This window comes from Echinicola marina, assembly GCF_020463795.1.
Lineage (GTDB): Bacteria > Bacteroidota > Bacteroidia > Cytophagales > Cyclobacteriaceae > Echinicola > Echinicola marina.
On sequence record NZ_CP080025.1, the window covers coordinates 3,695,718 to 3,718,125 of the forward strand.

Sequence of the window (22,408 nt, forward strand, 5' to 3'; positions counted from 1 at the left end):
TCAAAAACTAAGCGATTATGAAAAGGATAAAACAACATATTTTAATCATATTGACGATAACATTGATGGCGGGCTGTGATGGATTCCTTGATAAAAACCCTACAGATCAGTTATCATCCAATCTGTTTTGGAAATCCAAATCTGACTTTGATAATGCTCTCACGGCAATATATGGGACCATTCAAAATTCCATGTACTCCTTCGGAGCACCTAATTTGGATGTGCTGACCGATAATGGTTATGGACAGCATAATTATTGGGGGTCTAGGGAAATTGTACAAGGTAATATCAATCCCACTTCTGGTGGCTATGTGTCCGATATTTATAGGTCTAGCTATCAGGCTATCTCAAGGATAAATATTTTCTTGGATCAATTATCCAGTTATGTAGGTACTGATATTAGTGTAGACCAGAGAGGGATTTATGAGGGCGAGGCAAAGTTCTTTAGGGCCTATTATTATTTTGAACTATACAAAGCTTATGGAGCTGTACCCATTGTACTGGAACCATTGAATCTAGATAACCAACATCAGGAGAAACAACCTGAATCAGCTGTATTTGACCAAATAACTGATGATCTAAATGAAGCCATTGGGAAGCTTAGCGCAGTTCCGTTTAGTGATGGAGGAGGACATGCCGTTAAATCTTCAGCTGAGGGCTTGTTATTGAGAGCGCTGATGTACAATGCTTACGATGAAAATGGGAATGCAAAAGCTGAAATTCTTCAGTCTGCCAAGGGATTAGCTACCTCACTAATGGGAGTAGGTTATGATTTGTCTGAGGAATATGTAGATGTATTTAAGGATGCTACGCAGGAAGGAAATGAGGAAATTATATTCTCGATCAAGTTTTTGGCTCCTGATAATGCCACAGCAATGGACCAGTGGTATGGTGATTGGTTTGTGATAAGCCCGCTTCAGAATTTTGTGGATGATTATGAATGCACTGACGGACTTCCATATGGAGAATCACCATTAACAAATACAGAGCAACCCTTTAATAATAGGGATAGCAGATTGGCCAAAACAGTATTTAAAGATTTTGTTGACTGGGGCGATGGAAATACTCATACCCCTTCCAATGGTGGTCCAACAACATTTGGTTTGAAGAAATTCCTGACACCTAGCTTGATTCCATATGGTTATTCTACTAGAAGTCAACAGGATTGGGTTCTGCTTAGATATGCTGATGTATTATTGATGTTTGCAGAAATTGAGAATGAACTTTCAGGTCCCAATTCTGAGGTATATGATGCAGTCAATGAGGTCAGGTTCAGATCTGATATGCCAGAATTGCCGGATGGACTTTCCAAGGAAGAGATGCGTGAGCGGATCAGACATGAACGAAGGATTGAATTGGCCTTTGAAGGTTTAAGGCTTTATGACCTGAAAAGATGGAGGATTGCAGAAGAAGTCCTAAATAATGTTGAGGACGGAATCGTCGGTTATCATTATGAAGATAAGTTTTTTCATTGGCCGATTCCACAGTCAGAAATAGATATTAGCCAAGGGGTATTGGAACAAAATCCCGATTATCAATAAATATCAATAGATTAAATAGAAATGCTTTGGGAATCCCCAAGGCTTTTCTACATTTAGGGCAAATAGACTATATAGCCCTGGGGTAATGAACAGTTTTAAAGAATATATATTTTAGTAGAATGAAAAAGCTTTTTAGAAAAGCCCTTCCACTTCTGGGAGGTTTGGTGTTACTAGGACATAATCTGTGGGCGCAAAAAGCGGATTTAAGCCTTTATTTTAAGCAACCTGCAGGTAATTATCTGGAATCCTTGCCTATAGGCAATGGGGAGCTGGGGGGAATGATCTTTGGCAATCCCAATAGGGACCGCATAGTACTTAATGAAAAATCCTTATGGTCAGGTGGTGTGCAGGATGCCGATAGGGAAAATGCCCATGAATACCTGGATGATATCCAAAAGTTATTACTTGAAGGCAAAAACAGGGAGGCAGAGGCACTCTTGCAAAAGAATTTTGTCAGTAAGGGCCCCGGATCTGGCAGAGGTAGGGGGGCCAATGTAAGTTATGGTAGTTACCAGACCCTTGGTGACCTTTGGATTACATGGAAGGATACAACCGCCGATTATGCTGATTATTCAAGGATATTGGATATAGAAAATGCCCTGGCCCAAACAACATGGACGAGGGAAGGTGTAGATTATATCCAAGAGGCATTTTCTAGTATTGAGGATAAGGTGATATTGATCAAACTTTCCGCCTCTGAAAAGAAAAAACTCAGCTTTAGCATTGGCCTGACCAGAAAGGAAAATGCCAGTACTGAAGCGATTGGACAGGAACAACTGCTAATGACTGGACAACTCCCCAATGGGGATCTTCCTGGGATGAAGTTTGCCTCGGCAATTAAGCTTGTCGCCCAAGGAGGGAATGTAAATAGCAAGGAGGGTAAAATTGTCGTGGAAGGCGCCAATACTTGCTATTTGATTATGGCTGCCGCAACGGATTTCAATATAGAGGACCCTAAAACAAGGGCTGCCAATCCAGTAGATGTGGTGAATGAAAGGCTAAGGGCATTTAAAATAAAAGGGGCACAAAAACGCCATATTGATGGCTATCAGGAATATTTTAAGAGAAATACCTTTGTGCTGGACCATCAGGATGAAGAAGTCAACAGCTTGAGTACTCCTGAAAGGTTACAAAGATATGCTGATGGAAAGGAAGATGCTCAGTTGCCAGTATTGTATTATAATTACGGCAAGTACTTGATGATTGCTTCTTCTCAGCCTGGCCAATTGCCGGCAAATTTGCAAGGAATCTGGGCACCTGAATACCAAGCCCCCTGGAATGGGGATTATCACTTGGATATAAACTTACAAATGAACTATTGGGTGGCCGAGCAAGTAGGTTTGGGAGATTTGGCAGAACCTGTACACCAGTTTGCCGCTGATTTGGTAGAACATGGAGAGAAAACGGCAAAAGCATACTATAACGCACCGGGATGGGTGGCTCATGTCATCAGTAATCCATGGAGGTATACTTCCCCAGGGGAAGGAGCGAGTTGGGGATCTACCATGACGGGGGGAGCTTGGTTGTCAGAACATATTTGGGAACATTATAGGTTTACCCGGGACACGGCTTTTTTGGCCGCTTATTATCCGGTGTTGAAAGGTGCTGCTCAGTTTTTGTCATCGGTGCTGATCGAAGAACCTGAAAATCAGTATTTGGTTACCGCCCCTTCTAATTCTCCAGAAAATACCTATGTGAAGCCCAATGGCTATAGAGGTCATACCGTAATGGGACCGACGATGGATATGCAAATCAGCAGGGAGCTTTTTGGAAGTACCATCAAAGCGGCTGAAATACTTGGGGTAGACAAAGCTTTTGCTCAGCAATTAGCCGAAAAACGTTCAAGACTTGCTCCCAACACCATAGGAGCTGAAGGAGATCTCAATGAATGGTTGCATGATTGGAAGGATGCAGATCCTAAACATCGCCATGTTTCGCATTTGTATGGTTTGCACCCTTATGATGAAATTACCCCTTGGGATACTCCCGAATTGGCCAAAGCGGCAATCAAAACCTTGGAAATGAGGGGTGATGGTGGTACAGGCTGGAGTCGTGCTTGGAAAATTAATTTTTGGTCCAGATTGGGAGATGGAGACCACGCCCTATTATTACTGAAAAAATTATTGCAGCCTGTTGGAGGTGATGGCACCAAGATGGTCATGAGCAATGGGGGAACCTATCCCAATTTATTCTGCGCACATCCACCATTCCAAATCGATGGTAATTTTGGCGGAGCAGCGGGAATCGCAGAGATGCTTTTCCAAAGTCAAGGTCAGGATGAAACCATTCGACTTATTCCTGCATTGCCTAGTGACGATGCTTGGCAAAACGGTAGTGTAAAAGGAATGCGGGGCAGAGGAGCCTTTAAGGTTGATTTCTCTTGGGAAAATGGAAATATTGTAAAGGCCTCTATCGAATCCTTGGCAGGGTCAGCCTGTAGTGTATTGGTGCCAGCCAGAATGAAGGTGAGCACCCTTAAAGGCAAGACACTGCTGGAGAATTCAGGTAATGCAGCAAAAGTAATGTCCTTTGATACAGAGAAAGGAGAAAAGTATATTTTGACCGAAATCTAAGCACCAGGCCTTTTATGATGACAATAAACAATAAAGTTTTTGGGGCATTCATGGTTTTGATCCTGCTATCAGGTATCAAGGCCAATGCCCAAATAGAGGAAAGACCAAAACCTCCAGAATGGAATAACCTGGTGGAAGGTGGTCGCTTCCTTGACCTATTTAAGCCTATTGATCCTGTTGGAAAATTGGTCAATGAAATATGGGGAGAAGAAGGAGTCGTGCCAAGGTATATAGACAATGGTATTGAAGATGGAGAATGGTCTTATTGGGGAGGAAATATCATGCAGACAGAGGATGGTAAGTATCACCTTTTTGTTTGTAGGTGGAGGGAAGATGCTCCTAAGGGGCATATGGAATGGCCCAATTCGATCGTTGTACATGCCGTAGCAGACAATTCAATAGGACCCTTTAAGGTAATTAATACCATAGGGAAAGGACACAATCCAGAAATCTACAAAACCAAGGAGGGCAGTTATATCATTTATGTAATCGATGGTTATTATATCGCCGATAATTTAAATGGCCCTTGGCATTATGATAAATTTGAGTTTGACCCAAGAGACCGGCCAATTATTGAAGGATTATCCAATTTGACCTTCGCCCAACGTGAAGATGGTTCCTATTTGATGGTATGTAGGGGAGGTGGTGTATGGTTCAGCAAGGATGGGATTTCTACTTTCAATCAAGTCAGTAATGAAAGGGTTTATCCTCCTGTAGAAGGTCGTTTTGAAGATCCTGTAGTTTGGAAAGACCATGTTCAATATCACCTTATTGTCAATGATTGGTTGGGAAGAATCGCCTTTTATCTCAGGTCAAAGGATGGTATCAATTGGAAAACTGATCCCGGAGAAGCTTATATGCCAGGAATTACCCAATATACCGATGGGACCAAGGAAGATTGGTTCAAATATGAAAGGATAAAAATTCTTCAGGATGAACTAGGAAGAGCTGTCCAAGCGAACTTTGCGGTGATTGATTATTTGAAGCATGAGGACAAACCAAATGATAAACACAGTTCAAAGAATATAGGTATCCCGCTGACAGTTGGGAGACAGTTGACGATACTCAATAAAAAAGAGATAAATGCCAAAACCAAAAGTATTGAGGTTTTAGTGAAGTCTGAAGAAGGATTTAATGCGCAGACAGATATGGATCTTTCCTCTTTGCATTTTGGAGCTTCTGAAGAAGTTAATTATGGCCATGGTTGTAGATTAAAATCATCTAGACCATCAGGTCAAGATCTTATCTTGGTCTTTGAAGGAGAAGGAAATGGTTTTAAGGAAGATAATTTTGCAGGAAAACTGCTAGGAAAAGACAAGGAAGGTAACTTGCTTTTTGGATTTGCTAGGTTGCCATGGGTAAATTATTTGGAGGCTGCCCTTTCAGCTAAATTACCTAGGATTGATCAAAATATGCTTTCAGTGGAGGTGCAGAATTTTGGACAAAGCAGATCTATGAAATCCACGCTAAGCGTGAAATACCTTGATGATGATGGATATGAGGAGATAGGTAAGACCATTGTTCCTGAGTTGGAGCCTTTTGAAAAAAGAACCATTCAAATTCCTATAAAAGAGAAGCTTTTAAATGGAGGAAAAATCAAGGTACAAGTTATGATAAGTTCAGATGGGCAAACTTCTGATATTCTAACGGGTGAAATTCCCGCGAAATGAAATACATTCTAAAAATTAACATGGAAATATTTATAAAAAGTAGAACGGTCAAAGTTATAATGGCTTTGTTGATGCTAGGGAGTTTTGGGCAGTTATTTGCTCAAAGTAAAAAGGCATCGAAAGTACCTAATATTGTTTTCTTCTTTGTGGATGATATGGGCTGGCAAGACACCTCTGTGCCCTTTTATACGGAAAAGACAACCTTAAATAATCAATACCATACTCCCAATATGGAAAAGCTGGCGAGTCAAGGAGATAAGTTTACACAGGCCTATGCCTCGGCGGTTTGTTCTCCTTCTAGGATCAGCTTAATGACCGGTATGAATGCCGCGAGACACCGGGTGACTTCCTGGACTTTAAGGAAAGATAAATCTCCAGATCAAGATCATCCTGTTTTACAATCTCCGAAGTGGAACTTAAATGGATTAAGTGATCGAGAAGGGCAAGAATTAACCGTTTATCACAGTACCCTTCCGCAGCTTTTAAAAGCGGCAGGTTATGAAACCATCCATGTGGGAAAAGCCCACTTTGGGGCGAAGGATACCCCCGGAGAGGATCCCCGAAATCTGGGCTTTGATGTCAATATCGCCGGACATGCCGCAGGAGGCCCTGGAAGTTATCATGGAACGCATGATTTTAGTTCCGTTTGGAGATCAGGCAGCCCTGTATGGGATGTGCCTGGTTTGGAAAAGTACCATGGAAAAGAAATTTTCTTGACGGAAGCCCTGACCTTGGAAGCCAACAAGGCCATTGCCTCAGCAGTGGACAAGGGGAAGCCTTTTTACCTGTACATGGCCCATTATGCCATACATGCCCCTTGGGAAAAGGATGAACGCTTTTACCAAAAATACATTGATGCCGGCCTTGGTGAGTTTCAAGCTACCTATGCTTCCATGATTGAGGGGATGGATAAATCCTTGGGAGATATCATTGGACAGCTCGAAAAGCTAGGGGTAAAAGATAATACCATCATCGTTTTTATGTCGGATAATGGCAGCCCTAAGCAAACTCCTAGGAACCTGCCTTTGAGAGGACATAAATTAACGCCCTATGAGGGGGGAATCAGGGTGCCAATGATCGTGAAATGGCCGGGAGTGAGTCAGCCCGGTCGTGTAATTGATGATTATTTGATCATTGAGGATATCTACCCAAGTTTTCTGCAAATGGCGGGGATTTCTAAGGGCATAGACAAAGAGGTGGATGGACAAAGCTTTGTGCCTTTACTTAAAGGGGAAGAGGCTAACCATGAGAGGGCCTTATTTTGGCATTATCCCAATACTTATGATCAGCCTCCTTACAGTATGGTGAGGAAAGGTGATTGGAAATTGATCTACCATCATGTGGACCAATCATTAGAGCTTTTCAATATTCCAGAGGATATCAGTGAAGAGAATAATTTATTGGCCCAAAATCCTAAAAAAGCGAAGGAATTGGCCAAACTGCTGACACAGCATTTAAAGAAAACAAAGGCGCAAATGCCTATCATTAAGGAAACTGGAAAGCCAGTGCCATACCCATATATTTCGAAGAAATAATATTATCCGGGAGGATATCGATTGATTGAATTAACAGGAAACCACATGAACTATAAGATTCATGTGGTTTCTTTTTTTCGACAAGATTAGACTGTTTCCTTTTGATTAATTAACAACCCTTTTTGATAAAATAGAGCTGATATAATGGCAATATTAATTTAAACAAACCGGAAGTTTAAAAGACTAAATTTGCCTTTACTATTCATCAGGGCGGTTTGGTTTTCGTCTCGAGGTTGATAATAATGAAATTATTTGTCCACGCAATTAAATGATCACAATGAGATTGAAATTTTTGTTCCCTCAGTCAACGGGTTTGTTTGGTGTACTGATGTTTTTTTTGGGTTTGCAAGGGCAGCTAAAGGCCCAACAGATAGAAATCAAACCTTATCTACAAAATGCATCGCCAAATGGGATCACCATCATGTGGCAGACAGATTTTGGGGAAGAAAGTATGGTGGAGTGGGGCACATCTTCCAAATTGGGCAATCAGACAGTAGGCAAGGCATTTGATATCAATTTTACGGAAGCAAGGGTACATGAGGTGAAACTGGAGGGGCTACAAAGACTGACAGAATATTATTATCGCGTAAGGACAGGGGAGGCTGTGTCGGATATATATCAATTTAAGACACCACCATTTTCCAGTGACCGGAAGTCCTTTAACCTGTTGGCCATGAGTGATATGCAGATTGACGGTAATGAGCCTGGAAAATTCAGCGAAATTGTAAATGAAGGAATTCTATCTTATTTGGAAGAAGAGTTTGAAGGAAATGTCCCTGAAAACCTGGCCATGGTCCTGATTCCCGGAGATCTGGTAGGAAGAGGCAGCGTATATGAGCACTGGAAGGAGCATTTCTTTGGGCCTGCAGCACAGCTTTTTTCCCAAGTGCCGGTGTATCCTGTTTTGGGCAACCACGAAGATCAATCACTATTTTATTTTAAGTATTTCAGTTTACCGGAAAATGGTACCCCTGCCTATGCAGAAAACTGGTGGTTCAAGGATTATGGCAATACCCGTATTTTGGGTTTGAATTCAAATATCAGTTATGGGATTGGAGGAGCAAAGCCCCAGTTGGAATGGTTGGATAAGGTGTTGGCTGAAACAGAAGGAATGGCTGAAATAGACTTTGTTTTTGCTCAGATGCACCATCCCCATAAATCGGAATTATGGATTCCCGGAGAATCTGATTTTAGTGGTGAAGTGGTCAAAAGGCTGGAGGCATTCACAGATAAGACTGGCAAGCCCAGTGTTCACTTTTTTGGACATACTCATGCTTATTCCAGAGGGCAGTCCAAGGACCATAAGCACTTATGGATCAACGTGGCTTCCGCGGGTGGTTCACTGGACAACTGGGGTGAGTTTGAAAGTAGGGATTATGATGAATTTACAGTGAGCCAAGACGAGTATGGTTTTGTGATGGTAGAGGTCGATGCCAATCCTGCGGACCCTAAATTCACAGTGAAAAGGATCAGTAGGGGCAATCAATACCATTCCAGGGACAATGAATTGAGGGATTCCATTACGGTATGGAAAATGAATTGGGCCCCAAAGGTCCCTCAGGCGGTTTATCCTAGGAATGAAGGAGCACCTGCCAAGGGATTGGTGTTAAGAGCAGGGGCTTTTGAAAGCGATAGAAAGGGAAATTTTCATGCAGCATCAAATTGGCAAATAAGCATAGATCCGGATTTTTCCGATCTTATCATGGATACTTGGAAGCAACATGAAAATTGGTATTATGATAAAGACCAACAGAAGGGGGATGACCTGAGGGATGAAAAGGTATTTAAACTATTAACTGTAGGGAAAAAATACTATTGGCGGGTAAGGTACAGGGACCAGCACCTTAATTGGAGTGATTGGTCTGAGGTGCAGTCCTTTGAAGCTAGATAAAGCAGGCCGTGAAGGTGCAATGGCCAAGCAAAGGATCAAATCAATCACTTGTTCTTAGTTAATCAATAGCTGGCTGATATTTTCCACCGAGATGGGCTTGATAATAAAATTGTCAATCACATCATATTCCTTGGCCTTTTCATGATCTTTGGGGTCGATCGAGCTGGAAATGATATAGATTTTGGTTTTTTGTGAAGTCTTTATTTTGGTGAATTCATCCAAAAATTTCCAACCATTCCATATGGGCATATTGATGTCCAGCAAAATTATTTCCGGAATGGATTTTCCTTCGTCAATGGATTGGGACAATTTTTCGAAAGCTTCTTTGCCATTTTCATAAAATATGGTTTCTACATCAAAGCCACCCAATTCGATAATTTTTCTCAATCCAAAAGTATAGATGGGGTCATCATCTATTATACAAAGACTGCTGATTTTTTTCATGTCATTATCCATATGTATCTCTAACAGTAAAAGGAAAAAAACAAATTATTGCCTATATGAAAATACGCTAAATTTCTTTTCAATACCTTTTGGCTGATAGCTTTCCCTAAGCTCCGCCAGTAAAACAAATATATAAAATAAGTATAAGCTGTTTTTGTTTAAACATAATATTTTATTCCATTATTTTTAATAATACCTTAAAATCATCTAAAATTTACCATGAACTCGGGTGTTGGTTGGTGAAATGTTTTTGAATAATAAATATTCTGATTATCCGCAATGATGCCAGTAACCTTAAATCCTTTGCTTAAGTGGTCGGGAGTTTGAAGACTGAAGACCGAAGCAGTTGATATTTTAACTAAAACCAACATTTCGATTCGCTTTTAACCTTTACTGGTGCAATTGCGGATATACATTATAAATATTATTATTGAGCTATATTGGTTTAGATAATCCAGTTTTGTAAAGAAATGTGTATAAAATTGTGAACTGGTGCTGCCAGCAAAATACCCTTGAGCTATTTACATTTTTGAAAGTAGACCTTAAACATTGTGCCTTTGTTGACCTCACTGGTGACTTCTATTTTTCCGCCCAGGGCATCGACCTGACTTTTGGTGATAAAAAGCCCTATTCCCCTGGATTCTGGATGACGGTGGAAGGTTTTGTACATGCCAAAGAGCTCTTTTCCATTGCGCTGCAAATCCATCCCCAATCCATTGTCCTCAAATTTGATAACGATATAATTTCCTTGTTCTTGACTGCTAATTTCCAGTTTATCGGCTTTTCCATTAGAACGGTACCTGATGCCATTGGTCAGGAAATTCAGGATAATACTGTCCAGATAAGCTGGCAAACCAAGTATTTCATGACCTGCTTCTATTTTGTTAATGATATTGACCTGGGCAGATTGGGCCAAGGCCGATACATTTTCTATTCCCTTATGAATGGCCTCATGGACAGATATACATTTTAGGTTTTCCTTTACTGAAGTATTGATCAAGGCAACCTCGTTGAGGTGGTAGATGGTTTCTGAGAGGTTTTTGGAGGCTTGTTTTAAGTGGGCGATGGTAGGAAGATCTTTCAAATCCGGTTTTTCGTCCAAAACAATATCGATCATAAAATCGATGTTCCCTGAATGGGATTTAAGGTTATGGGAGACAATATGGGCGAAATTTTGTAACCTACTGTTTTGCTCTTGGGTGGTGTTGAGGAGGCTTTGGATTTTTTGCTGTGCTTGCTTTAGCTCTGTAATATCAATGATCTGGGAAATAAAGTACATGGGCTTATTATTGATACCTCTTAATAAGGATACTGCCAAGATGATGTTGACGATGTCGCCGTTCTTATGGTAATACCTTTTTTCCATCTGATAGTTTTCCCTTTTGCCAGCCAATAGCTCCTCGCAAAAAGCCAAATCGGTCTCCAGGTCATCTGGATGGGTGATTTCGGCAAAGGTGAGCTTAAGCAACTCCTCGGTGGTATAGCCGATCATTTGGCATAATTTCTTATTGACTTTCAGCCAGTATCCCTCTAGGCTGACCAGTGCCATTCCTATCGCAGCGTTGGAAAAGTTTCTTAGAAATGAAAGTTCACTGATTTTGAGTTTTTCTTCGTTTATTTTTTGTTGGGTGATGTCCTCTGCTGACATGATGAATCCCCCGACCTTTCCATGGTCATTTATCCAGGGGCTTGCTTCCCATCTCAACCACTGTACCTTACCCTCTTTGCTGATCTTATAGGCTTCCTCGGAGTGGTTTAATCCTTTGGTGCAATATTCCCTGATTTCTTTTAGCTTCTCTTTGGTTTCTGGAAAAGTATCGAGGAGGCTGAGGTGATTCATATCATCTTTTTCTATATGGAAGCTCTGCAGCCATTTTTGAGAGGTGCCGATATATTTGAAATCAAGGTCAACCATGGCCAGGGCGGATGGGGCGTGTTTAATGAATAGCCCCTGATTTTCTGTTAATTGTTTGCTGGAGGTGATGTCCTGATGGGTGCCAAACATCTGTAAGGGCCTGTCATCAGCTGTCCAAGAAAAGGCCTTGCCTTTGTCCAAGATCCATAACCAATGCCCGTCCTTATGTCTTACCCTATATTCACACTTATAAAAGTCCCTTTTTCCAGAAAAGTATTTTTTCAGTTTCTTTTGCTGCTTTTTAAAATCATCGGGGTGAATAAAACTTTCCAATGTTTTGATGGAAATAGGGGCTAATTCCTCTAAAGTATAGCCTATTATCTCGGCGGACCTTTTATTGCAAATGGCCTCTCCAGTTTGGACATTCCATTCCCAGGTGCCTACATTGGTACCTTTGATGACATTATTGAGTTTTTCCCTTTCTTTGGTGAGTTTTAAGTTTTGAATTTTTTGTTCATTGATATCCTGAATGGTCCCATAAAATCCCAATATTTTATCATTGCCTGTTTGGGGAATTCCAATTAGCTTGATCCAGTGGGTGGATCCGTCCTGATAAAGAATAGGCAGTTCCAGTTCAAAACTGACGTTTTCCTTGAGAGCTTCCTTGCTGCTATTGATGATTAAAAGGCGGTCATTTCTGTTTTCCAGTTTGTCCAAACAGGTTTTTAAACCAGGGCTTAAATCAGGTTCAATCTGTAGGATCTTCTTCGCTACCTTACCTAGGTTCAGTTTTAGCGTTTCTAAATTTAACTGCCAATGCCCAATGGAGGCTACGGTATTACAATGTTCAAGGATTTGCTCTTTTGTTTTGAGTTCCGTGAGGTCTATATGGGCACCAAACATTCTAATGGGCTTTCCGCTTTCATCCCTTATGACCTTGCCCCAACACCTCAACCAAACGGTATGTCCATCTTTATGGAGGAAACGGACGATTTGGTCATAGGGGGAATTGGAATCATCCAGATGTCTGTGGAGGCTTTTATCGATTTGATCTAGATCCTCCTTAAAAATAAAGTTCTTCCAAATTAAGGCTTGCTTGGGAAAACTGTCCGGTTCGTAGCCTAAAGTTGTCCAAAACCTGTTGTCCATCCATTCGTTTTCCGGTTTTTCTAGATCCCAATACCACATTCCATCTAAGGCGGATGCTTTAATAAAACCGAAAATGGTATCATCATTTTTAAGTAAATCCTTAAGCTCTGTCTCTAAATAATTCATGCGGTGTAGCCTTTCTACTTTTATGGATAATTTACAGTTCTTGTATGCTATAAATGATAACTATTAGACGACTATATCATCGAACCCTGCAAATGGCCATTTGTTTTTTTACTTTACTGACATTTTTATATGCTAGTTAAATAGCAATAAATTTCAATTAGAATCATTGAAATAAGAACTTATCTAAAACCATTTTTTCTTTTTGAAATAAACCAACATGGCGATGGTGATCACAATCATTACCAGCCACATGATATAATAGCTGTAGCGGTAATGCAGTTCTGGAAGTACGTCAAAGTTGGTCCCATATATCCCTGCTATAAATGTTAAGGGAATAAAAATAACAGAGAAAATGGTCAGGAACTTCATGATATCGTTAAGCTTGGAGCTGATGGTGGTGTGATAAATATTCAGCTGGTCAGATAGCATTTCCCTGTAATTGTCCGAGGTTTCGCTGGCATGGCTGATATTTTCTTGGAGCTCCCTGAAATAGATTTCATTTTCCTCATGGATAAAGTCCGTATCCAGTTTTGCAAGGGCTAAGATCATCTCTTTGGCGGGCTTGATGCTTTTTCTCATAAAGTTCAATTCCCGCTTGTAGCGATTGATCAGGTCGATGGTCTTTTTGTTTTGGTTGACGAGCAGGCGATCTTCCAGATCTTCTATTTTCTCTCCTAATATGCCCAAGTTATAGATATAGTTATCTATGACGATATCCAATAGCGTAAAGGCCAGATAATCTGTTCCTGAATTTCTGATGCGCTTTCTGTTCATTCGAATCCGCTCACGGACAGGGTCAAATACATCTCCCTTTTTTTCCTGAAAAGAAATCAACATATGATCCATAATCACCATACTCAGATTTTCAATGGTTATCAGATCGGTTTCAGGATTACGTTGCAGCATTTTGAGGGAGATAAACAAGCTGTTTTCGTGGTCTTGGACTGTGGGGCGAGCTTGGGTGTCCATAACATTGGAAAGCACAAGTTTGGGTAGATTTAGCCCTTTATGGATTTTGTCCATGATTTGAGCCTCATGCAGCCCGTCTATATTGAGCCAGGTCACCGTAGCGGTATCGCTGAGGGGAAATGCCTCATCAATGTTTTCAATGGACTTTTCTTCTAATTGTTGGTCATCAAAATCAATGATCCTTAAATGAACTTTATCTGATTTTCTTATCCCCCTGAACAAAAGCTCATCTGGGGAAATGCCGATTTCCTGCTTTTGCTTTTTGACAAATTTAAATGGGTTGGAAGGTAAAGGTATTTTAGGTGTAATCATTTTGGGAAAATTTTGACTGCTTAGTTTCGATACAAGATAGGACTTTTTGTTTTATTGGTTTAGAAAAACTGTTTGTGAGAAATTATGTTTAAAAATAGGGTTGGATTTGTGGATAAAATAGGAATGTCTCAGGAATTGTCTGATGCTGGTAGGACTTCTCAAAAGTAATTATCAGGAGTTTTATGCTGATTTCAGAATAAGAGTGATTTGATAGCGGAAATTAGATCCGTACCAAAGGAATGGATTAATCTCATCACAAATTCCCAATCCTTATCCACTGCTGATCACTCAATCGGGGCCAAGGTGTTTTGCCTGGAATTTGCTGGGTTCCTATTATGAAGAGTGTTTCATTTTTTTCTGCACTCCTTGCGTCATACCAGTTTGGTTTAATTGGAAAAGAGGACTGTAAATAATACTATTATGCTTAAAAGATGCAGGCATTGAAGATGATTGATGAAGTTATCAAATAATCAACTGCTGATAATCTCCAGTACCAGTTCTTTGGTCAGTGGCCGGCCATTGGCCTTGGTCTTGATATCCTGAAAGGCAAACCTGAAATCACAACCGGATTTCCAATCACTACATCCATAGGCCGTCTTTCCTTTGATGATGCTGCCTTTTTTGCACTTTGGACAGGAAGGCATTTTATTGGTATCAGCTTCTTTTGGTTTACTGTCTTTTGATTCAAATTCAAGCTGGAAGTCGTCTCTTAGTTGAATAATACCATCTACCTTTTGGCCATTATGCATAAAGCCTTTCAATTTGGTAGTGGACTTCTTTTCCAATAGTCTTTGGACTTGCTTGTCCGTAAGTTTTTTTTCTAGGAACTTGAAAGGCAAGCGGAGATTGCATCCCGATTTCCAATGACTACACCCATAGGCTGATTTTCCTTTGATGATATGGCCTTGCTTACATTTTGGACAAATGACCTCTTCTATGCTTTTGGCGCTTTTTTTACTTTTTGTGGTAGCGTTGGATTTAGTAGCCGTTTCTTTTGTTGCAGATTTTGGGCTGCTTGGTGCTGCTTCTGGTGCTGCCAATCTAGGTTTGCCTGTTTCCAAACGTACTTCCTGTACCAGCTCAGCCACCATTTTTTTCATATTATGGATAAACTTGATGGCGCTGAATTCACCTTCCTCAATTTCTTTCAATTGCTTTTCCCACTGTCCGGTAAGTTCTGCTGATTTTAACAGTTCATTTTGGATGGTACCGATCAGCTGAATACCCATTTCTGTGGGAACCACCTGCTTTTTTCTTCTTTCTATATACTTCCTTCTGAAAAGCGTTTCTATAATACTTGCCCTAGTGGAGGGGCGGCCGATGCCATTGGCTTTCATCAGGTCGCGGAGTTCTTCGTCTTCCACCTGCTTACCGGCGGTTTCCATGGCACGCAAAAGAGAGGCTTCGGTATAGTGCTTAGGGGGCTTGGTGGTCTTTTCTGTAAAAGACGGTTCATGGGGACCATGTTCTCCTTTATCAAAGGAAGGTAAGATGCCTTCTTCGTCCTCCTTATCATCATCTTCCTTGTTTTTCTTGGACTCCTTGGGGAAGAGTACTCGCCAACCTTCCTCTAGGATTTCTTTTCCTTTGGCTTGAAAGGTGACGGTTTCTACGGCTGCGCTTACAGAAGTTTTGGCCACTTTACAATCCGGATAAAATACGGCGATAAAGCGCCTTACGATAATATCATAGATCTTTTGCTCTGCATTGGGCAATGGCTTTTGTTCACCTGTTGGGATGATGGCATGGTGATCGGTCACCTTTTTGTCATTAAATACCTTTGGGGATTTTCTGATCTTTTTACCTAGTAGCCGCGATGTATATTGGGAATAATTGCCGAGTCCTTTTAAAATACCAGGTACTTTTGGGTACATGTCATTGGGCAAAAAGGTGGTGTCCACCCTGGGATAGGTGACCACTTTCATTTCATAAAGTTTCTGCACCAGTTTAAGTGTGGTGTCGGCAGTGAAACCAAATTTATTATTACAGTAAACTTGTAAACTGGTCAGGTCAAATAGCTTTGGGGCATATTCTTTGCCTTCCTTTTTCTCAATATCAGTAATAAACAGGTCTTTGCCACTGACTTGTTCTAGCAGTTTTTCTCCATCTTCTTTTTTGAAAAACTTTCCCTCAGTGCTGCTGAACTTGGTTTCGCGGTAAAGGGTCTGAAGTTCCCAGTAAGGTTCTGGTTGGAAGTTTTCTATTTCATGGTGTCTTTGTACCAACATGGCAAGGGTAGGGGTTTGAACCCTACCTATGGACAATAACTGCTTATAGCCCCCGTATTTGAGTGTGTAAAGCCTTGTGGCATTCATGCCCAAAAGCCAGTCACCTATGGCCCTCGAGCTGCCTGCGTAGAAAAGGTTATCAAAATCCTCTGCAGGTTTTAAATTATCAAAGCCTGATTGGATGGACTCGGTAGTCAATGATGAAATCCAAAGCCGCTGAACAGGACCTTTATAATCGGCCTGTTTCATTACCCATCGTTGGATCAGTTCTCCTTCTTGTCCGGCATCACCACAGTTGATGACTACTTCAGCTTTTTTAAATAACTGTTGGATAACCTTAAACTGCTTTTTTACCCCACTGTCTTCGATGACCTTTGTTTCAAACCTTTTTGGTAACATGGGCAAGGTGTAAAGGTCCCATCTTTTCCAGCTGCTATCATAATCTTCCGGTGGGTAAAGGGTGCAGAAATGTCCAAAGGTCCAGGTTACCTGGTAGCCATTGCCTTCAAAATATCCATCCTTTCTGGCATTGGCCCCTATGACTTGGGCTATCTCTTTGGCTACACTGGGCTTCTCGGCGATACAAACTTTCATGGAAATGGATAAACAGGTCTTGGGTATGGCCTGATGAATAAATTGATTGGGTTAAAAATAAAGAACTATAATGGTTAGCCACAACATTTTTTGAACTTCTTGCCACTTCCACATGGGCAAGGATCATTGCGGGATACCTTATTGGATTGGACTGGGGCTGATTTTGGGTAGCTACCCTCCAAGTAAAACCATTTTCCGTCTTCCTTTAGAAATACTGATCTTTCTTGGTGAACATGCAGTTTGCCATCAGCAGCGATAAAGTGTGCCTTAAATTCAACTATTCCTTCATTATCTGAAGATTGGCCCTTTTCAGTATGAATGATTTCCAGTTTGGTCCATTTATTTTCTTTGGCCCAGTTTTGAATATCCTCAAACTGGTATTGCTCCTGTACCTTGGGATGTGAAGTTTGATGGATATAACCAGCATCGACGATACAATAGGCAGCATACCTGGATCGCATCAAGGCCTCCGCCGTTGGAGCAGCTTTGGATTTAATGATTGGTCCGCAGCAATCCTGAAAGGACCGTCCTGATCCACAATAGCAATCTGTCATATCCGATGTGTATTTAAACTATAAAACTGCTACAAAGATATCCATTGAAATTAGGGATTAAAGAATGTGCTGGGTGAAAATTAAATATGAACTTACAGATGGTTTTGGATGTCTTTGAATGCTTGCTGGTTAAGACAGGATATAATTGAAAGAATATCTATATCTGCAATGATGTCAGTAAACGTTTAACTAAAGAAGAATGGCTCATCAATCGGCCAGTTGAGCATGGATTGTTGATGGTTTATCAGTGATCATCCGAGAAATCCGAGAGAAACTATATTACTAGCAAGAAAGCGGATCATTTATAGGGAAATAAATTTTGCTGGTGGATGGAGAGCGTGCTTTTTAAATTGGTATTTATTTTGTGGACTAAAATAATACCATGATTTTTATAGGATACTTTTGAACATTATAAAACCAAATGCCGGCAAAATTGAGAAAACTGAATTTTTTACCATTTGAACTCATCAAGCAAAATGTCCTTTTGGGCTTAATCATGCTTTTGACCCTATCCTGTCAAGAGAAGAAGGAAGTGCCTTTGAACGTGCTGTTCATCGCTATTGATGACTTAAGACCCGAATTAGGCGCGTATGGAAAGGATTATGTGCATTCACCCCATCTGGATGAATTGGCCGGTCAGAGCAGTTTGTTTATGAATCATTATGTTACCGTTCCCACTTGTGGCGCCTCCAGGTATAGTTTGTTGACTGGTCAGTTGCCCAAAAATAAGGGAGATTTGAATAATCAAGCGGCAGCAAATAAAATTGCAGGGAAGCCAGAAGGAGAGCTGCCGGAGACTTTTGTACACCAGCTGAAGAGAAATGGATATTATACGGTAGGCATCGGCAAGATTTCCCATCATCCAGATGGCTATGTCTATGGTTATATGGACCCAAAAAGTGACCAGTTAGAATTGCCACATAGTTGGGATGAAATGCTATTGGATGCAGGGAAATGGGGAACGGGTCACAATGCTTTTTTCGGTTATGCAGATGGTAACAATAGAAATGGTATGAACAAGCAGGTAAAGCCTTACGAATCAGCCGATGTGGAAGATGAGGGGTATCCGGATGGTCTGACAGCTAATTTGGCCATAAAAAAATTAAAAGAGCTTAAATCCCAAAAAGAGGGTGAACCCTTCTTTTTGGGAGTAGGCTTTTTCAAGCCGCACTTACCTTTTACCGCTCCCAAAAAATATTGGGACCTTTATGATGAGGAAGATATTCCCTTGGCGCCATTTGCAGCTGTTCCAGAAAATTCCTCCAAAGCCAGTTTATTAGAGAGTGGTGAATTCAACCAATATGCTTTAGGAGAAGAAAAAGCGGGCTTGGACCATAAGGTATCTGATGCTTACGCCAGAAAACTTCGTCATGGTTATTTGGCAGCTGTTAGCTATGTGGATGCTCAAGTGGGAAAGGTTTTGGATGAACTGGAGCGTTTGGGCTTGGATGAGAATACGGTAGTAGTGGTTTGGGGAGATCATGGCTGGCATTTGGGCGACCAATTGGTTTGGGGCAAGCATACCATTTTTGAAAGGGGGCTGAAAAGCGTTTTGATGATAAAGCATCCCAAAGTGGAAGCTCAGGAAATTGAGAAAATCGTTAGTACCGTTGATATTTATCCTACATTGATGGATTTGATGGGCGTGAAAACCAACTATCCATTGGATGGAAAAAGCATGGTTCCTTTAATGGAAAACCCTGATTGGGAGGAATGGAGGAATACAGCCTATGGTTATTTTAGAAATGGAATTTCGTTAAGGACACCTGAATATAGACTGAGTAAATACTTCAGGGAACAGGAGCCCAAAATAGAGCTTTATGATCATAAGAACGATCCCAATGAAACCGTGAATATCGCCCAGCAAAAGCCGGAAATAGTGGAGCAATTGATGCCGCTGTGGGAGCGGGGAAATACTGGGATTTTTGAATAGTTAAGCCAAGACTCCGAATTACTACAGTCTTTCTAAAAATAAAAGAACCGTTATCTTGACCATTAAATAAACATACATTTTTAAGCTAAGACAGGTTAAATACAACCATACTGCTCTTATTGGAAAAGAAACTTAATCAATTGTTAATCTTTATTAGGATTCTTTAGTGGATGATGTGAATAATTTTGTACTTTCATTAAGCCCCAATTATTCAATGACAATTCAATCTATTTATACCCGTAATTTTATGATTTAGTCGTTTAGATTGGTATAGGAATATACCATCAAGGCTATAGGAAAATGCTTTAAGGAGGTGATTTGGATTGATTTCCCAAGCTATGTATGCTCCTCGGTTTAACCCGGATTATGCATTAGCAATCGTAGTGAGGACTAAAAATGCAAGAAAATCAGGCTGTTTGGAGACTGAGGCATAGCACCGCTATGGTGAAGTCGAAAACAGCAGCAAAGCGTCTGATTTTAAAGCATTTTCAGTCCGTAATAGATAAGCTAATGCATATTTCGGGTTTAATAGATTTCAAAAATAATTGACTAAAAATTCCACAAATTATTCCCATATGAAAATCAGGATTATTTTCACCTTTTTTTACTTTTTATTGTCATTGAGTTTGCTGGCGCAGGAAAAGGAGCTTTTTAAGCTTCATTCTCATAATGATTACAAACAAAATGTGCCTTTCTGGACGGCTTTTGCCAGTCATTGTGCCTCTATAGAAGCGGATGTATTGTTGGTCAATGGAGAATTGATGGTAGCCCATGAAAGAGAGAGTATAAAGCCCGGCCAAACATTGGAGAGTCTTTACCTAGCACCGATCAGAAAGGCAAAAGATTTGGGGCTTCCACTATCCATGGATTTTCAACTTTTGGTGGACATCAAAACAGAAGCTTATGCCACCATGGAAGTATTGGAAAAGGTGCTTGAAGATTATAGAGATATTCTTTCGGATGGAGCTAAATCTGGTGTTCAAGTGGTGGTCTCCGGCAGCAGGCCTGATATAAATGACTATAAAAATTATTCAGATTTGATACGGTTTGATTATCAGGATACTGATTTGTCCAAGCGTTTACCATGGGATAAAATAGCCTTGGTAAGTTTGCCCTATAGTAAATATTCCGTTTGGAATGGAAAGGGCAGATTGGTAGCTGAAGAGGAAAAAGTGTTGAAAGAATTGATCAAAACTGTCCATGATGCCAATCGCCCCATTAGGTTTTGGGGGGCGCCGGATAGCAAAACAGCATGGAAAGCTTTTTTTGATTTAGGCATTGATTATATCAATACCGACCAGCCCAATAAGGCTTACGAGTACCTAAGCAAATTGGATAAAAACCTAGTTATCACAAAATATCCGCATGCGGTTTACCAGCCCGAATACCTAGTGGATGGACAGGAAGTACCTATAGAGCAAATTATAATGATGGTCGGCGACGGCAATGGTTTGGCGCATATATCTGCAGGTGTATATGCCAATGGAGGGGTTTTGAATCTGAGCCAATTAAAGCATATCGCCTTGGTCAAGACCCAATCAGCTGATGATTTTACGACTGATTCGGCCGCTGGAGCCACAGCGCTGGCCACGGGTGAAAAAGTGAATAACAGGGCCATTGGCTTTTCTGTAAATGAAACACCACTTAAAAATCTTCCGGAAATCCTTAAAGAATATAATTTTAACAGTGGTATTGTCACTACTGATCATGTGACAGGCGCTACTCCATCTTCTTTTTATGCACATAGAATGGACAGGGGAATGACCCTTGGTATCGCAGAGGACCTCGCTAACAGCCCATTGAGCTTATTTATTGGAGCTGGTAAAAATGATTTTGTGACCAATGGAAGGGATTTAATCCAATCTTTGGAAACATCAGGTTTTTCAATGGCCAAATCAATCAGGGAAATTGCACATTCAGGAGCTGAAAGGATCGGTTATTTTGCGAGTAATCAGGGCCTGCCAACAGTTAATAAAGGTAGAGAGGACTACTTGTTAGAAGCGACAAGAAATGCTTTGAGCTTTTTGGATAATAAGCAGGCTCCATTCTTTTTGCTGATCGAAGGGGCCATGATAGATTCAGGAGGCCATATCAATGACGCTGGAATGGTGGTGGAAGAGGAAGTAGATTTTGATTTAGCGATAGGTGAGGTGCTAAAATATGCTGATGACCATCCTGGAACTTTGGTATTGATCACTGCGGACCATGAAACGGGGGGAGTGACTTTACCTCAGGGAAATATAGCAGAAAGGGAAGTTGAGTTGGAATTTAGTACGCATGACCACACCGGCATTATGGTGCCTTTATTTGCTTATGGTGCCCATGCATCCGCATTTACCGGTGTTTATGAGAATACCGATATTTTTAAGAGGATTATGGAATTGGTCCATAGCCATCAGCAGGTAAATAGCAGTAATTAGATTTAATTTATTGCTTTACGGGATAATCTTTATCGATCCAGTCCACCTTGATATTGGTCAGTAAGGCCAATAGTTGATGGTTTTTGAAGCCCATTTCGTTCAAGGTGGAGAAAGCAGGTCTTACATTGGGACATTTGGTCAGTGGGCAGCAACCACAATAAAGAACGATTTCTTTGTCCTTAGGTAATTTACTGACCAAGGCTTTAAGTTGAGTAATGTTCTTGGGGTTTTGTCCCGCACCTATATCCACGGAGTTCTTTATGACCGCTTGGGGGCCGATGCTGATGATAAGGGGTTGTTTGTCTTTGGGAAGTTTTAATTTTTGAACAAGTTCAGCAGGTGGTAACATTTGCTTGGCTGTCCAAGGCTCCTTTTGTTGGAATGCTACCGTGATCAAAATGGCCAAGAATAAGAAAGGTAGCTTGCTTAGAAGGAATTTTTGGATCTTTGGAAGATTATTCATCATGGGATAAATGAGTAAGCTAGAAGTATGTTTTTATTGCAAGATGGCTTTTTTACTTTGTTTTGGAAACAAAAGACCAGAATTTTCAGGGGAGTGAAGGAAAGCTTAATGTTCACAAGGTAAATTTTTTTAATGGATAAGTAGGTGGATT

13 protein-coding genes are annotated in these 22,408 nt (G+C 40.8%); 7 read left to right on the forward strand and 6 right to left on the reverse strand.

The window, feature by feature from the left end; genetic code table 11:
• Positions 1 to 17: 17 nt before the first annotated feature.
• From KZP23_RS14970 to KZP23_RS14990, 5 genes are all read left to right on the forward strand, one after another.
• Entirely contained in the window at positions 18 to 1,541 is a 1,524-nt protein-coding gene (locus tag KZP23_RS14970) for a RagB/SusD family nutrient uptake outer membrane protein (RefSeq protein ID WP_226332596.1), read from the forward strand.
• Positions 1,542 to 1,660: 119 nt separating this feature from the next.
• Entirely contained in the window at positions 1,661 to 4,114 is a 2,454-nt protein-coding gene (locus tag KZP23_RS14975; RefSeq protein WP_226332597.1) for a glycoside hydrolase family 95 protein, read from the forward strand.
• A 14-nt stretch (positions 4,115 to 4,128) separates the two neighbouring features.
• A complete protein-coding gene (locus KZP23_RS14980) occupies positions 4,129 to 5,784 on the forward strand; it encodes a glycoside hydrolase family protein (protein WP_226332598.1) in 1,656 nt (551 codons plus the stop codon).
• Positions 5,785 to 5,804: 20 nt separating this feature from the next.
• Positions 5,805 to 7,319 carry a sulfatase gene (locus tag KZP23_RS14985; protein WP_226332599.1) on the forward strand — a complete coding sequence of 505 codons (1,515 nt, stop codon included), beginning with the start codon at positions 5,805 to 5,807 and terminating at the stop codon, positions 7,317 to 7,319.
• Positions 7,320 to 7,596: 277 nt separating this feature from the next.
• Positions 7,597 to 9,210, forward strand: a complete 1,614-nt coding sequence (locus tag KZP23_RS14990) for a fibronectin type III domain-containing protein (protein WP_226332600.1) — start codon at positions 7,597 to 7,599, stop codon at positions 9,208 to 9,210.
• A 54-nt stretch (positions 9,211 to 9,264) separates the two neighbouring features.
• Here the strand turns inward: KZP23_RS14990 and KZP23_RS14995 are convergent, their stop codons facing one another.
• From KZP23_RS14995 to KZP23_RS15015, 5 genes are all read right to left on the reverse strand, one after another.
• Positions 9,265 to 9,654, reverse strand: coding sequence for a response regulator (locus tag KZP23_RS14995; RefSeq protein ID WP_226332601.1), 390 nt, complete (start codon positions 9,652 to 9,654; stop codon positions 9,265 to 9,267).
• A 517-nt stretch (positions 9,655 to 10,171) separates the two neighbouring features.
• Positions 10,172 to 12,784, reverse strand: a complete 2,613-nt coding sequence (locus KZP23_RS15000; protein ID WP_226332602.1) for a PAS domain S-box protein — start codon at positions 12,782 to 12,784, stop codon at positions 10,172 to 10,174.
• Between the two features lie 183 nt (positions 12,785 to 12,967).
• Positions 12,968 to 14,065: a magnesium/cobalt transporter CorA gene (corA, locus tag KZP23_RS15005; RefSeq protein ID WP_226332603.1), complete on the reverse strand. Its 1,098-nt coding sequence runs from the start codon at positions 14,063 to 14,065 to the stop codon at positions 12,968 to 12,970.
• Between the two features lie 470 nt (positions 14,066 to 14,535).
• A complete protein-coding gene (locus KZP23_RS15010; RefSeq protein ID WP_226332604.1) occupies positions 14,536 to 16,887 on the reverse strand; it encodes a type IA DNA topoisomerase in 2,352 nt (783 codons plus the stop codon).
• A 74-nt stretch (positions 16,888 to 16,961) separates the two neighbouring features.
• Entirely contained in the window at positions 16,962 to 17,441 is a 480-nt protein-coding gene (locus KZP23_RS15015; RefSeq protein ID WP_226332605.1) for a YchJ family protein, read from the reverse strand.
• Between the two features lie 433 nt (positions 17,442 to 17,874).
• Here KZP23_RS15015 and KZP23_RS15020 point away from each other — a divergent pair, with 433 nt between their 5' ends.
• Positions 17,875 to 19,374 carry a sulfatase gene (locus KZP23_RS15020; protein WP_226332606.1) on the forward strand — a complete coding sequence of 500 codons (1,500 nt, stop codon included), beginning with the start codon at positions 17,875 to 17,877 and terminating at the stop codon, positions 19,372 to 19,374.
• A gap of 575 nt (positions 19,375 to 19,949) precedes the next feature.
• Entirely contained in the window at positions 19,950 to 21,794 is a 1,845-nt protein-coding gene (locus KZP23_RS15025) for an alkaline phosphatase (protein WP_226332607.1), read from the forward strand.
• A 7-nt stretch (positions 21,795 to 21,801) separates the two neighbouring features.
• Here KZP23_RS15025 and KZP23_RS15030 read toward each other — a convergent pair whose 3' ends face one another.
• Positions 21,802 to 22,260 carry a rhodanese-like domain-containing protein gene (locus KZP23_RS15030; RefSeq protein WP_226332608.1) on the reverse strand — a complete coding sequence of 153 codons (459 nt, stop codon included), beginning with the start codon at positions 22,258 to 22,260 and terminating at the stop codon, positions 21,802 to 21,804.
• Positions 22,261 to 22,408: the final 148 nt, after the last annotated feature.

Bases quoted from the DNA above. Each gene is read 5' to 3' on its own strand.
- KZP23_RS14970 (WP_226332596.1), top strand. From the start codon at position 18: ATGAAAAGGATAAAACAACATATTTTAATCATATTGACGATAACATTG.
- corA (WP_226332603.1), bottom strand. From the start codon at position 14,065: ATGATTACACCTAAAATACCTTTACCTTCCAACCCATTTAAATTTGTC.
- KZP23_RS14995 (WP_226332601.1), bottom strand. From the start codon at position 9,654: ATGAAAAAAATCAGCAGTCTTTGTATAATAGATGATGACCCCATCTAT.
- KZP23_RS14990 (WP_226332600.1), top strand. From the start codon at position 7,597: ATGAGATTGAAATTTTTGTTCCCTCAGTCAACGGGTTTGTTTGGTGTA.
- KZP23_RS14980 (WP_226332598.1), top strand. From the start codon at position 4,129: ATGATGACAATAAACAATAAAGTTTTTGGGGCATTCATGGTTTTGATC.
- KZP23_RS15025 (WP_226332607.1), top strand. From the start codon at position 19,950: ATGAAAATCAGGATTATTTTCACCTTTTTTTACTTTTTATTGTCATTG.
- KZP23_RS15010 (WP_226332604.1), bottom strand. From the start codon at position 16,887: ATGAAAGTTTGTATCGCCGAGAAGCCCAGTGTAGCCAAAGAGATAGCC.
- KZP23_RS15000 (WP_226332602.1), bottom strand. From the start codon at position 12,784: ATGAATTATTTAGAGACAGAGCTTAAGGATTTACTTAAAAATGATGAT.
- KZP23_RS14975 (WP_226332597.1), top strand. From the start codon at position 1,661: ATGAAAAAGCTTTTTAGAAAAGCCCTTCCACTTCTGGGAGGTTTGGTG.
- KZP23_RS15030 (WP_226332608.1), bottom strand. From the start codon at position 22,260: ATGATGAATAATCTTCCAAAGATCCAAAAATTCCTTCTAAGCAAGCTA.
- KZP23_RS15015 (WP_226332605.1), bottom strand. From the start codon at position 17,441: ATGACAGATTGCTATTGTGGATCAGGACGGTCCTTTCAGGATTGCTGC.
- KZP23_RS14985 (WP_226332599.1), top strand. From the start codon at position 5,805: ATGGAAATATTTATAAAAAGTAGAACGGTCAAAGTTATAATGGCTTTG.